Raw genomic sequence first — 13,089 nt, forward strand, 5'->3', positions numbered from 1 at the left:
TCCGATGGCCGATGAAACCGGATACGGCAACGCAAGCGATCAGGACCTCCTCGCCCGTCACGTAGAGGGCGACCACGAGGCCTTCGGCGAGATCGTGCGGCGCCATCGCGACCGCCTCTGGGCAGTCGCCCTGAGGACGCTGGGAGACCGCGAGGAGGCCGCTGACGCCGTCCAGGACGCGCTGGTCTCCGCCTACCGGGCCGCCCACACCTTCCGCGGCCAGTCGGCCGTCACGACCTGGCTGCACCGCATCACGGTGAACGCCTGCCTGGACCGCGCGCGCAAAGCCGCATCCAGGAAGACGTCTCCCGTCGATGACACCGAACGCCTGGAACAGCTCCTCGAACCGCACGAGTCCGCCTCCGCCCCGGCCGAGCGCAACGATCTGCACCGCGAGCTGCTGGCGGCACTGAGTACGCTCCCGGCCGACCAGCGTGCCGCTCTCGTCCTCGTGGACATGCAGGGCTACCCCGTGGCGGAGGCGGCTCGCGTCCTCGATGTGCCCGTGGGCACGGTGAAGAGCCGTTGCGCACGGGGCAGAGCCAGACTGCTGCCACTGCTCACCCATCTCCGTACGGAGAACGGAAGCGGCGGGGGCGGCAACAAGTCGGGCGGCGGAAGGAACCGGACGCAGGGGACATCCGTCCCACCGGCAGCGGGACCGCACGATGCAGGTCCACGCGAGGCAGGACCAAGCGATTCAGCTGCTGTGAAGGGCGGAGGTGGGCGAGCGTGACATCCACGACGGATACGGCCGGGCACCCGGATGTCGCGGAGATCTCCGACCTCTCCGAGGGGCTGCTCCCGCCTTCCCGCACCGCGGACGTACGGCGACACCTCGACGAGTGCGTGCTCTGCGCCGACGTGTACGACTCCCTGGAGGAGATCCGGGGACTGCTCGGCACTCTGCCGGGCCCCACGCGCATGCCCGATGATGTGGCCGGCCGTATCGATGCCGCCCTTGCCGCGGAGGCTCTGCTGAGTGCCACGGCGCCCGACCGCGAAACGGTCGAGGGCGACAGCGCGAGCGTTTCACGTGAAACATCGCTCGCCGGGGTTTCCCACGCGTCCGGCGAACCGAGCCCCGCTTCCCTCACTGACCGTCCCTCGGGACGTCCCCACGCTGCCACCGGCCCCGGTCGCTCACGTCGGGGCCGCCGTGGGCGACGCAGGGTGGTCGTTCTCGGCACGGTGTTCACGGCCGCCGCTCTCGGGCTGGGCACGATCCTCGTACAGTCGCTGGGCGACGGCTCCGGCAAGAGCCCGCAGACCGTGACGCAGCAGGGAGCGAAGGACACTTTTTCCGAGGGGAAGCTGAAGACTCAGGTCGCGGATCTCCTCGCGAAGAACAAGAGCGCGCGCACCCCCTCCGCCAGCCCGAAGCGTCCTTGGGGAGTCCAGTCCAACGAAGCGGGCAACGGGTCCGCCGGGGTCGACACCTTGATCACGCCCACGGTGCAGGTCCCTGACTGCATTCAGAAGGGGACCGGAAGCACGGCGACGATCCTCGCGGCGCAGCAGGGCACCTACAAGGGGACGGCGGTGTATCTCGTCGTAGTACCCGACGCCTCCGACAGCACGAAGGTCACGGCGTACATCGTCGAAGCCGCGTGCGTAAAGCAGGCTTCGGCGACCCCTGGCAAGCTCCTGCTGACGCACTCGTACGCCCGCTCCTGAGCGCCTCCGCCTCGACCGGCCGTCTCCCCAATATCCCCATGGGATCTCTGTACGGTGTCTGGTCTCCGTGTGCCCGGACACAGAGGGAATGCACGCCCCTTAGGATCCGTTGGGTGGGGTGAGAGTTCTGAGAGAGGCTCCCACCAGTAGTACGCAGCAGTCTCCAGAGACGAGGAATCAAGCCGTGAGCGACGTCCGTAACGTGATCATCATCGGATCCGGGCCTGCCGGCTACACGGCAGCGCTCTACACCGCGCGCGCGTCGCTGAAGCCGCTGGTCTTCGAAGGCGCCGTCACCGCCGGTGGTGCGCTGATGAACACCACCGAGGTGGAGAACTTCCCCGGTTTCCAGGACGGCATCATGGGCCCCGAGCTCATGGACAACATGCGCGCCCAGGCCGAGCGCTTCGGTGCCGAGCTGATCCCGGACGACGTCGTCGCCGTCGACCTGGCGGGCGAGATCAAGACCGTCACGGACACCGCGGGCACCGTGCACCGCGCCAAGGCCGTCATCGTCACGACGGGCTCGCAGCACCGCAAGCTCGGTCTGCCCAACGAGGACGCGCTCTCCGGACGTGGCGTCTCGTGGTGCGCGACCTGTGACGGCTTCTTCTTCAAGGACCAGGACATCGCCGTGATCGGCGGTGGCGACACCGCGATGGAGGAGGCCACCTTCCTCTCCCGCTTCGCCAAGTCCGTGACGATCGTGCACCGCCGTGACACCCTGCGCGCCTCCAAGGCGATGCAGGAGCGTGCCTTCGCCGACCCGAAGATCAAATTCGTCTGGGACAGCGAGATCGCCACGATCGAGGGCGAGCCCAAGCTTGCCGGCCTGAAGCTGCGCAACCTCAAGACCGGTGAGATCTCCGACCTGGCGGTGACCGGCCTGTTCATCGCGATCGGCCACGACCCGCGCACCGAGCTCTTCAAGGGCCAGCTCGACCTGGACGAGGAGGGCTACCTCGAGGTCGAGGCGCCTTCGACCCGGACGAACCTGACCGGAGTCTTCGGCGCCGGTGACGTCGTCGACCACACGTACCGCCAGGCGATCACCGCGGCCGGCACCGGCTGCTCCGCCGCCCTCGACGCCGAGCGCTACCTCGCTGCCCTCGCGGACAGCGAGAGCGCCGCGGCTGCCACCGTCTGACCCCCGTCCGCCCCACCGCACCAACCAGTTAAGGAGCCCGCCGTGGCCGGCACCCTGAAGAATGTGACCGACGATTCCTTCGAGCAGGACGTCCTCAAGAGCGACAAGCCCGTCCTGGTGGACTTCTGGGCCGCCTGGTGCGGTCCGTGCCGCCAGATCGCGCCGTCCCTCGAGGCGATCGCCGCGGAGTACGGCGACCAGATCGAGGTCGTCAAGCTCAACATCGATGAGAACCCGGGTACGGCCGCCAAGTACGGCGTCATGTCCATCCCGACCCTGAACGTCTACCAGAGTGGCGAGGTCGCCAAGACCATCGTGGGTGCGAAGCCGAAGGCCGCGATCGTCCGCGACCTGGAGGACTTCATCACCGAGGGCGCCGAGAAGACCGTCTGATCGAAAGCGCCGTCCTGCAACGGCGGCGATGTTTCACGTGAAACACGAATGGGCCAGCCCGGAAGGGCTGGCCCATTCGCATGACAGAGGGGTTGCGTCGGCCGGCGGCATCACGGCTACAGAGGACGAAGCGCTGGTTCCTTCTGTACCGCTCCCAGAAGACGGTCCAGAGCCAACTCCACATCTTCCTTCCAGGAGAGCGTCGTCCGCAGCTCCAGCCTCAGGCGGGGGTACCTGGGGTGGGGGCGTACCGTCTTGAAGCCGACCGCGAGGAGATGGTCGGCGGGGAGCACGCAGGCCGGTTCCTTCCACCGCGCGTCCCCGAAAGCCTCGATCGCCTTGAAGCCTCGACGCAGTAGATCCTTGGCAACTGTCTGCACCATCACCCGGCCGAGACCTTGGCCCTGGTAGCCCGGCATGATGAAGGCGGTCATCAGCTGGACGGCGTCCGGTGAGACCGGGCTCGTGGGGAACGCCGTAGAGCGGGGTACATAGGCCGGGGGTGCGTACAGCACGAAGCCCACCGGTACGTCGTCCACGTAGACGACGCGGCCGCAGGATCCCCACTCCAGCAGGACGGCGGAGATCCACGCCTCCTTCTCGAGTTCGGGCCTTCCCGCCTTTACCGCGGCTTCCCCACTGACGGGATCCAGTTCCCAGAAGACACACGCGCGACAGCGCTTGGGAAGGTCCGGAAGGTTGTCCAGCGTGAGCGGTACGAGCCTGCGCCCCATGAAGGATGTTCCTCGCTTCCTTCGCCCGCAGCATCGCGAGCGGCTGACAGAGCGCTTCGCTCCCTGAGCAGGCTGCCGATGAACCCACCGACCGCCCCCAGTCCCAGGCCCGCGGTCACCAGTCCGGTACGGCTCACGGTTTGCATGGCCCCCGCCTCCCCAATGAAGGTGCCGCCAGGTGGATGCGCCATACCCGATCGCATCGTATCCACGATGCGATTGCATCGATACTGCCTGAAAGCAAAGAGCAGGCCGTGTTCCGGTACACACCGGACACGGCCCGCTCTTGTGGTCGACCAACGGGATGTCGCCGCGCGACTCAGGCCTCCGTGTCCTCGGAGTCGTCGTCCAGGAGACTCCTCTGGAGAACGCCTCCCTCACCGGGGGCGAGAGAGCTGAGGATCCGCTCGAGGTCGTCCATCGAGGCGAACTCGACCGTGATCTTTCCCTTCTTCTGCCCCAGGTCGACCTTCACCCGGGTCTCGAAGCGGTCCGAGAGGCGGGTGGCAAGGTCGCTCAGTGCCGGGGAGAGACGGGTGCCGGCCCGTGGTCCCTTGGAGCGCGCTGCGGTCTGGGGGCGCGATCCCATGAGGGTGACGATCTCCTCGACGGCCCGCACCGACAGTCCCTCGGCCACGATGCGGTGGGCCAGCCGGTCCTGCTCCTCCGAGTCCGCGACGGAGAGCAGGGCGCGGGCGTGGCCCGCGGAGAGTACTCCTGCGGCGACACGACGCTGAACCGCCGGCGAGAGCTTCAGCAGCCGCAGGGTGTTGGAGACCTGCGGGCGCGAGCGGCCGATACGGTCCGCCAGCTGGTCGTGCGTGCAGTTGAAGTCCTGCAGTAGCTGGTCGTAGGCGGCCGCCTCTTCCAGCGGGTTCAACTGAGCACGGTGCAGGTTCTCCAGCAGCGCGTCCAGGAGAAGCTTCTCGTCCTCCGTGGCCCGCACGATCGCGGGAATGGCCTCAAGCCCCGCCTCACGGCAGGCACGGAAGCGCCGCTCACCCATGATGAGCTCGTAGCGCGCCGGACCCACCTGACGCACGACGACCGGCTGGAGAAGCCCGACCTCCTTGATGGAGGTAACCAGCTCGGCAAGAGCGTCCTCGTCGAACACCTCACGGGGCTGACGCGGGTTGGGGGTGATGTAGTCGAGAGGCAGTTCAGCGAAGTGAGCGCCGACAGGCGAGGAGAGCGCCTCCGGGGTCCCGATCGTCGCCGGCTCCTCTGTTTCATGTGAAACAGGCGGCAGTGTGGTCACCTTCGCCGCGGCGACCCCCCGCTCTGCCGTGAGCACGGGTCCAGCCGCCGACGAGGCGGAGGCTCCGCCTGCCGGCGAGGGAACCGTCTTCTCTGTCGGAGCCGCGGGGATCAGTGCGCCGAGGCCCCGCCCCAGCCCTCGTCGTCGCTCACTCACTGGATCCCCTCCACCATGTTCTGACTGTTCTGTACGCCCACATGGGCGTTCTGCGCGTCGTACGCCACTCCGACTCCGCGGAGGGCGATTTCTCGTGCGGCCTCAAGATACGAGAGGGCACCACTCGACCCTGGATCGTAGGTCAGCACCGTCTGGCCGTAACTCGGGGCCTCGGAGATACGGACCGAGCGAGGAATACTCGTCCGCAGCACCTCGTCACCGAAGTGGCTGCGCACCTCGTCCGCGACCTGGGACGCAAGGCGCGTCCGGCCGTCGTACATGGTGAGCAGGATCGTCGAGACATGGAGGTTGGGGTTGAGATGCCCCCGCACCAGGTCGACGTTACGCAGGAGCTGGCCCAGGCCTTCCAGCGCGTAGTACTCGCACTGGATAGGAATGAGGACCTCCGCACCGGCGACCAGCGCGTTGACCGTCAGAAGGCCGAGCGACGGCGGGCAGTCGATGAGGATGTAGTCCAGCGGCTGCTCATACGCCTGGATCGCTCGCTCCAGCCGGCTCTCCCGTGCCACCAGGGACACCAGCTCGATCTCCGCACCGGCGAGATCGATCGTGGCAGGCGCACAGAAGAGGCCCTCGACATCGGGGACCGGCTGGACAACTTCGGAGAGCGGCTTGCTGTCAATCAGCACGTCGTAGATGGAAGGCACCTCGGCGTGATGATCGATGCCGAGCGCGGTGGAGGCGTTGCCCTGAGGGTCGAGGTCGATCACCAGGACACGGCCGCCATGCAGGGCAAGCGAGGCAGCAAGGTTGACCGTGGTCGTGGTCTTGCCCACCCCACCCTTCTGGTTGGCGACGACCATGACGCGGGTCTGTTCGGGCCGTGGCAGACCCTCACCGGCGCGACCCAGCGCCTCCACCGCCAGTTGGGCAGCACGACCAATAGGAGTGTCGTCCATTGGGGGCGGTGTTTCACGTGAAACATCCTCCCCCATCGACTCGGTACGGGGACCGGGGACCGGATCGGTCATCGGTCCCGCGATGTTGGCGTCGGACCGCAAGGATTCACTCTCCTCGACTTCAGGCTCGCAATGAACAGAGCCTCCCATGTCTTCGGGGTCATGAACCAGCGAGGCCCGTTCTTCTGTGGAGAAATCCACCTCTGTGGACAACTCCGCACCCTCCGCGAGTGAACCGAGAGGCTTCCGGTCGCGGGGTTCGGCCGCGGCGCGGCCGCGACTGATGATGCCGTGCAGCAGTGAGCGACGTTTCACGTGAAACACGATGCCTAGCGGCCAGGGCCATGGCGGCGCGACACTCCGAGATGCGTAGGTTTGGCAGCTTGTGTGGAGTACGGCTCGTCGTCAGGAAGGATCAGCCGGAGTGATAAAGAACTCCCGGCTCCGCCCTGCGGAACCGGGAGTCCACGATCCATTTCGCGGTCAGGATCAGCGCCGTCGGCGTGTTCGACCCGTCCGGGCCGCCTTCGCCCTCTTCGCGGCGAAGCGCACGCCACCCGGGCTCTCCCCGACCTCGACCCGCACCACGGTCGACAGCGGGTCCACAATGCCCTCACCGACGTGCAGGATCGACGTCTCCACGGCGCCGAGCTTGCTGAGGGCCGTCGCGGCGCTCTTCAGCTCTTCCTCCGCGGTGTCGCCCTTGAGGGCCAGCATCTCGCCGTACGGGCGGAGAAGCGGGATGCCCCATGTCGCCAGCCGGTCCAGTGGAGCGACGGCCCGCGCGGTCACCACGTGGACCGCCGGCAGCGTCCCCATGACCTCCTCGGCACGGCCGCGCACGACGGTCACATGGTCGAGGCCGAGGAGCTCGACGACCTCGGTGAGGAAGTTGGTCCGCCGCAGCAGCGGTTCCAGCAGAGTGATCTTGATGTCGTCACGGACCAGGGCCAGCGGAATGCCGGGCAGGCCCGCGCCGGAGCCGACGTCGCACACGGTCACGCCCTCGGGCACGACCTCGGAGAGCACCGCACAGTTCAGCAGGTGCCGCTCCCACAGCCGGGGCACTTCACGGGGGCCGATCAGCCCTCGCTGCACTCCTGCCTCGGCCAACAGCTCCGCGTACCGGACCGCGTCCTCGAAGCGATCGCCGAATACCTCGCGCGCCTGCTCGGGCGCAGGGGGAAGCTCCGCTGCCTCCGTCACGGGGACCGTCCTTCCGTACTGCATAAGCGCGCTGAGCGCTGACCACCAGAACTACCAGGGACTACCAGGGACTACCAGGGACTACCAGGCTGACAAAGTTCGGCCCCGCCTGCTGAACAGACGGGGCCGGAGGAACCTTCGTACCGATCAGGCGGGAAGCACGACGACGAAGCGCTGCGGCTCCTCGCCCTCGGACTCACTGCGCAGACCCGCGGCCTTGACCGCGTCATGGACGACCTTGCGCTCGAAGGGCGTCATCGGCTTCATCTTCACCGGCTCGCCGGAGCTCTTCACCTCGGCCGCGGCCTTGGCGCCCAGCTCGGAGAGCTCCTCGCGCTTCTTGGCGCGGTAGCCCGCGATGTCCAGCATCAGCCGACTGCGGTCCCCGGTCTCCCGGTGAACGGCCAGGCGCGTGAGCTCCTGAAGGGCCTCGAGCACCTCGCCGTCGCGACCGACCAGCTTCTGCAGGTCACGGCTGCTCGCGTCGCTGATGATCGAGACAGCGGCGCGATCGGCCTCGACGTCCATGTCGATGTCGCCGTCGAGATCGGCGATGTCCAGCAGACCCTCGAGGTAGTCCGCCGCGATCTCGCCTTCCTGCTCAAGGCGGGTCAGGGTGTCGCCCTCAGCGGCGGCGGAGGTGGTGCCTTCCGTCACGGGATGGACTCCTTCTTACTTCTTGGACGGGGACTTGGGCCGCTGCGGACCCTTGCGCTGTCCGGACTGGGCTTTGCTGCGGGTACCGGTGCCCGGCTTGTTGCCGCCGCCTGCCGGCTTGGTGGCGGGCTCGGCGTCCTGCGGCTCGTCGGACTTGGTCAGCGAGGTCTTCGGCTCGGCCTCACCCGCCGCCTTCGCCCCACCGGCCGCCGTGCCCGACTGACGCTGGGACTTGGACTGGCGCTTGGGCTGCTGACGCTTGGGAGCGCCACCCGTGGTGGTCGTGGTGCCGTCCTCGGCCTCGACAGTCGCCTCGGCCTGACCTTTCACCACAGTGCCGTCAGCCTGGGCCACCAGGCCCACCTTGGTCAGGCTGTTGATGAACTTGCGCTCGAACTCGTTACGGTCGCGGCCCTTGGCGACGATCGCCTTGACGATGGCTTTCTCGCCACGGCTGCGCGTCTTCTCGTGGTGCGTGACGTGCTTCTGCAGGCGCTCGAGGTACGCGGCCTGAGCCTTGGAACCCGGGGTCGGGTTGTTGCGGATGACATACATCTGCTGGCCCATGGTCCACACGTTGGTGGTCAGCCAGTAGACGAGGACACCGACCGGGAAGTTGATGCCGAAGACGGCGAACATGACCGGGAAGACGTACATCAGCATCTTCTGCTGCTGCATGAAGGGCGTCTTCACCGTGGTGTCGACGTTCTTCGTCATCAGCTGGCGCTGCGTGTAGAACTGCGAGCTCGACATCAGCACGATCATGACCGCGGTGACGACCCGGACATCGGTCAGCGTGGCACCGAGCTGGGCGACCTTGTCGGCGCCGTCGGTGAACTTCGCCGCGAGCGGTGCGCCGAAGATGTGCGCCTTCTGCGCACTCTCCAGCAGGCTCTGGTTGATCACACCGATCGTCTTGCCCGTGGCGATGCCGTTGAGCACGTGGTACAGGGCGAAGAAGAACGGCGACTGCGCCAGGATGGGAAGACACGAGGAGAGCGGGTTGGTACCCGTCTCCTTGTACAGCTTCATCATCTCTTCGGACTGGCGCTGCTTGTCGTTCTTGTAGCGCTCCTGGATCTTCTTCATCTCGGGCTGCAGCGTCTGCATCGCCCGAGTCGACTTGATCTGCTTCACGAAGAGCGGAATGAGGCAGATACGGATCAGGATCACCAGGGACACGATGGACAGGCCCCAGGCCCAGCCCGTATCGGGACCGAAGATCTTCCCGTACACAGAGTGGAACTGGACGATGACCCAGGAAACGGGTGTCGTGATGAAGCTGAAAAGACTGGCAATCGTGTCCACTAATCAGGCTCCTTGAGCATGGGACGGGGTCTCGGCGGCCGGGCTCGAGGGATGGTCGGACATTCCATGACCCTCAATGGCCGGTTCGGCGGCGGAGTTCCCGCCCTTGCGTGCGCGCCAGGCGTTACGCAGCATTTCGTGCCACCGCGGACGCTTGCGCGGCGGAACATGGTCCACGCCGCCCAGCGACCACGGATTGCACCGGAGGATGCGCCAGGCGGTGAGTGCCGTTCCCTTGATCGCACCGTGCCGGTCGATGGCTTGGTAGCCGTAGTGGGAGCACGACGGGTAGTACTTGCACACCGGCCCGAGCAGCGGGCTGATCGTCCACTGGTACAGCTTGATAAGAGCCAGCAGCGGGTACTTCATCGCGCGCCCCCTCCCAGCAGCCGCTGAAGGGCGGCATCCAGGTCTCGGGCCAGCTGTTCATGGTCGGCGTCGCCCGCACCGGGCAGCGCTCGTACGACTACCAGGCTACCGGGGGGCAACTGGGCGACTCGGTCACGCATCAAATGGCGAAGTCTGCGCTTCACCTTGTTGCGGACGACCGCTCCGCCCACGGCCTTGCTCACGACGAAACCCGCACGCGTCGGGGGAGCGCTCTCCCCAGGCGCGTGCGGGTCCGTTGCACCGCTACGTAGATGGACGACGAGGAGCGGGCGTCCGGCCCGGCGTCCTCGGCGTACCGCGGTCGCGAAGTCCTCGCGCCGCCTCAGCCGATGCTCGGTAGGCAGCACGACATCATGACCTGTTGTTATCAGGCGGACAGGCTGGCGCGACCCTTGCCACGGCGGTTCGCGAGAATCGCGCGGCCGGCACGGGTGCGCATCCGCAGGCGGAAGCCGTGGGTCTTGGCGCGACGACGGTTGTTCGGCTGGAAGGTGCGCTTGCTCACTCGGGGGCTCCAGAAAGAATCGGTGGTGGCGGGGTGCCGCCTTGGCTGTCACCGTGCGCCCACGAGGTAGCTCGTAATTACGCCCGAGTGCACCGCTTCCCGATCACTCGACGTGACCTGTGCCCATCGGAGGCAGGCGGCAGCAGCCATCGACAACTCGACCTGGTCACGGTACGCGCGGCTACGCCATCCGGTCAAACCGGCTCCTGGCGGGAGACACTATCCACAGGCTGGGGACAACAACTTGAACCGCAGCGGTCGCCCTGACTACCGTGGCTGAACTCCGATTCGTTCCCTTCCCACCGCCCCAGCGGATTCGTTCCCACTGCCCCACCCGACTGACTTCCCAACCTGTTCCCAGAACCACACGTTCGTGGGACCCGTGAGAGAGCGTGCCCTGTGGCTGACGTACCTGCCGATCTTGCCGCAGTGTGGCCACGAGTACTGGAACAGCTCCTCGGTGAGGGCCGCGGTCAGGGTGTGGAGGCGAAGGACGAGCACTGGATCAAGCGCTGCCAGCCGCTGGCACTGGTCGCGGACACCGCTCTGCTCGCGGTTCCGAACGAATTCGCGAAGGGCGTCCTCGAAGGACGTCTCGCGCCGATCGTCAGTGACACGCTGAGCCGCGAGTGCGGCCGCCCGATCCGCATCGCGATCACCGTCGACGACTCGGCCGGGGAACCCCAGCCTCCGACGCCGCCCGCCCCCCAGGCCCGGTACGAGGAGTCCGAGCTCCCCTCCGGCGCGGGCCAGGGCCGTGACGCGTACGACAGTCAGGGTGGCGACGAGCGGAACCCCTACGGCGGCCAGGGCGGCGAGGACCGTAACAGCTACGGCGGCCAGGGCCGTGACGAGCGCCACGCCTACGACTCCCAGGGCCGCGAAGACCGGGGCGGCTACGACTCCCCGGGCCGTGACGAGCGCAACCCCTATGACGCTCAGCGCCGCGACGGGTACGAGGGGTACGGCCGCCACCGCGCCGACGACCACCGGGGTGACCACCGAGGCGGTCGCTCCGACCAGCTCCCGGGCGCCCCCGGCGACCAGCTGCCGCCCGGCCGCTCCGACCAGTCCCGCGCGGACCACCTGCCGACCGCCCGCCCCGCCTACCCGGACTACCAGCGCCCCGAGCCCGGCGCCTGGCCGCGGCACACCCAGGACGACTACGGCTGGCAGCAGCAGCGCCTCGGCTTCCCCGACCGCGACCCGTACGCCTCGCCCTCGCAGGACTACCGGCCGCAGTCGATGGAGCGCCCGCCCTACGAGCAGCAGCGCCAGGACTACGACCAGCCGCGCTCCGAGTACGAGCGCCCCGACCGCCGCGACCTCCAGGAGCCGTCCTCGGGCGGTGCACCGCCACACCGCGGCGGCCCCTCGCTGCAGTCCTCCGGCGGCGCTCCCGGCCCGCTGGGCGCGAAGCCCGCGCCGGCGTCCGGTCCGGGCGAGCCCACCGCGCGCCTCAACCCGAAATACCTCTTCGACACGTTCGTCATCGGCGCCTCGAACCGCTTCGCGCACGCGGCCGCGGTCGCCGTCGCCGAGGCGCCTGCGAAGGCGTACAACCCCCTCTTCATCTATGGGGAGTCGGGTCTCGGCAAGACGCACCTGTTGCACGCGATCGGGCACTACGCGCGCAGCCTCTACCCGGGCACGCGGGTGCGGTACGTGAGCTCCGAGGAGTTCACCAACGAGTTCATCAACTCCATCCGCGACGGCAAGGGCGACAGCTTCCGCAAGCGGTACCGCGAGATGGACATCCTGTTGGTCGACGACATCCAGTTCCTGGCGGACAAGGAGTCGACGCAGGAGGAGTTCTTCCACACCTTCAACACGCTCCACAACGCGAACAAGCAGATCGTGCTCTCCAGCGACCGGCCGCCCAAGCAGCTGGTGACCCTGGAGGACCGGCTGCGGAACCGTTTCGAGTGGGGTCTGATCACGGACGTCCAGCCGCCCGAGCTGGAGACCCGTATCGCCATCCTTCGTAAGAAGGCGGTCCAGGAACAGCTCAACGCCCCGCCGGAGGTGCTCGAGTTCATCGCGTCCCGGATCTCGCGCAACATCCGTGAGCTGGAGGGCGCGCTGATCCGGGTGACGGCGTTCGCGTCGCTCAACCGGCAGCCGGTCGACCTCGGCCTGACCGAGATCGTCCTGAAGGACCTGATCCCCGGCGGCGAGGACTCGGCTCCGGAGATCACGGCCACGGCGATCATGGCGGCCACCGCGGACTACTTCGGCCTCACGGTGGACGACCTGTGCGGGTCCTCACGCAGTCGCGTGCTGGTGACCGCGCGGCAGATCGCCATGTATCTGTGCCGCGAGCTCACCGATCTCTCGCTGCCGAAGATCGGCGCGCAGTTCGGCGGCCGCGACCACACGACCGTCATGCACGCCGACCGCAAGATCCGCGCGCTGATGGCCGAGCGCCGCTCCATCTACAACCAGGTCACCGAGCTCACCAACCGCATCAAGAACGGCTGACAGGCGCGGCGGTACGCCGCCGAGGGCGCCCCGGGACACGGTCCCGAGGGCGCCTTTCGCTGTTCTGGCGCGCTGTTCTGGCCCGCGGCTCCGACCCCCGGCTCTCGCATGCGCGCCGCGAGGGATTCCGGCAGCTGTCGCAGAGCCTCCGGCACCCGCTCCGAGAGGACCACGGAAGGCTCTGGGCCTCGCTCCGAGGGGCCACGCGAGCTCCTGGGACACGGTCCCAAAGGGGCTCCGAGGGCTTCCGGGGCCTG

The 13,089-nt window shown here is 67.7% G+C and carries 14 protein-coding genes; 5 read left to right on the forward strand and 9 right to left on the reverse strand.

From position 1 onward, the window contains the following. Window positions 1-4: 4 nt before the first annotated feature. The 4 genes from sigM to trxA all read left to right on the forward strand — a co-directional run bounded on the left by sigM (window position 5) and on the right by trxA (window position 3,217). On the forward strand, window positions 5-736 hold the full coding sequence (gene sigM / locus ACZ7M3_RS24055; protein ID WP_261689403.1) for an RNA polymerase sigma factor SigM: 732 nt from the start codon (window positions 5-7) through the stop codon (window positions 734-736). Then, the gene (locus ACZ7M3_RS24060) at window positions 733-1,677 is read left to right on the forward strand and encodes an anti-sigma factor family protein (protein ID WP_472065645.1); all 945 of its coding nucleotides are present in this window, start codon (window positions 733-735) and stop codon (window positions 1,675-1,677) included. The genes sigM and ACZ7M3_RS24060 overlap by 4 nt, the downstream gene beginning before the upstream one ends. A 184-nt stretch (window positions 1,678-1,861) precedes the next feature. Then, window positions 1,862-2,824 (forward strand): thioredoxin-disulfide reductase, encoded by a 963-nt coding sequence (gene trxB / locus ACZ7M3_RS24065; protein ID WP_355310793.1) that lies wholly within the window; start codon window positions 1,862-1,864, stop codon window positions 2,822-2,824. Window positions 2,825-2,866: 42 nt separating this feature from the next. Next, window positions 2,867-3,217 carry a thioredoxin gene (gene trxA, locus ACZ7M3_RS24070; protein WP_472065646.1) on the forward strand — a complete coding sequence of 117 codons (351 nt, stop codon included), beginning with the start codon at window positions 2,867-2,869 and terminating at the stop codon, window positions 3,215-3,217. A 116-nt stretch (window positions 3,218-3,333) separates the two neighbouring features. Here trxA and ACZ7M3_RS24075 read toward each other — a convergent pair whose 3' ends face one another. From ACZ7M3_RS24075 to rpmH, 9 genes are all read right to left on the reverse strand, one after another. Further along, window positions 3,334-3,951, reverse strand: coding sequence for a GNAT family N-acetyltransferase (locus tag ACZ7M3_RS24075; RefSeq protein WP_054236435.1), 618 nt, complete (start codon window positions 3,949-3,951; stop codon window positions 3,334-3,336). Window positions 3,952-4,270: 319 nt separating this feature from the next. Beyond that, entirely contained in the window at window positions 4,271-5,365 is a 1,095-nt protein-coding gene (locus ACZ7M3_RS24080; protein ID WP_355310792.1) for a ParB/RepB/Spo0J family partition protein, read from the reverse strand. Continuing rightward, complete coding sequence (locus ACZ7M3_RS24085) at window positions 5,362-6,435, reverse strand: ParA family protein (protein WP_075031515.1); 1,074 nt, start codon at window positions 6,433-6,435, stop codon at window positions 5,362-5,364. The genes ACZ7M3_RS24080 and ACZ7M3_RS24085 overlap by 4 nt, the downstream gene beginning before the upstream one ends. Before the next feature lie 339 nt (window positions 6,436-6,774). Continuing rightward, entirely contained in the window at window positions 6,775-7,491 is a 717-nt protein-coding gene (rsmG, locus tag ACZ7M3_RS24090; RefSeq protein WP_472065647.1) for a 16S rRNA (guanine(527)-N(7))-methyltransferase RsmG, read from the reverse strand. Between the two features lie 147 nt (window positions 7,492-7,638). After that, window positions 7,639-8,148, reverse strand: a complete 510-nt coding sequence (locus tag ACZ7M3_RS24095; protein ID WP_060901646.1) for a Jag family protein — start codon at window positions 8,146-8,148, stop codon at window positions 7,639-7,641. 15 nt (window positions 8,149-8,163) lie between these two features. Further along, a complete protein-coding gene (yidC, locus tag ACZ7M3_RS24100) occupies window positions 8,164-9,456 on the reverse strand; it encodes a membrane protein insertase YidC (RefSeq protein ID WP_472065648.1) in 1,293 nt (430 codons plus the stop codon). Window positions 9,457-9,459: 3 nt separating this feature from the next. Further along, complete coding sequence (gene yidD / locus ACZ7M3_RS24105) at window positions 9,460-9,825, reverse strand: membrane protein insertion efficiency factor YidD (protein WP_054236429.1); 366 nt, start codon at window positions 9,823-9,825, stop codon at window positions 9,460-9,462. Beyond that, window positions 9,822-10,193 (reverse strand): ribonuclease P protein component, encoded by a 372-nt coding sequence (gene rnpA / locus ACZ7M3_RS24110; protein WP_075031495.1) that lies wholly within the window; start codon window positions 10,191-10,193, stop codon window positions 9,822-9,824. Before rnpA ends, yidD begins: the two co-directional genes overlap by 4 nt. 20 nt (window positions 10,194-10,213) lie before the next feature. Continuing rightward, complete coding sequence (rpmH, locus tag ACZ7M3_RS24115; protein ID WP_006381191.1) at window positions 10,214-10,351, reverse strand: 50S ribosomal protein L34; 138 nt, start codon at window positions 10,349-10,351, stop codon at window positions 10,214-10,216. Between the two features lie 399 nt (window positions 10,352-10,750). Between rpmH and dnaA the strand changes: the two genes are divergently transcribed. Next, entirely contained in the window at window positions 10,751-12,832 is a 2,082-nt protein-coding gene (dnaA, locus tag ACZ7M3_RS24120; RefSeq protein WP_355310790.1) for a chromosomal replication initiator protein DnaA, read from the forward strand. Window positions 12,833-13,089 lie beyond the last annotated feature (257 nt).

Source organism: Streptomyces sp. NPDC111656 (genome assembly GCF_055656965.1).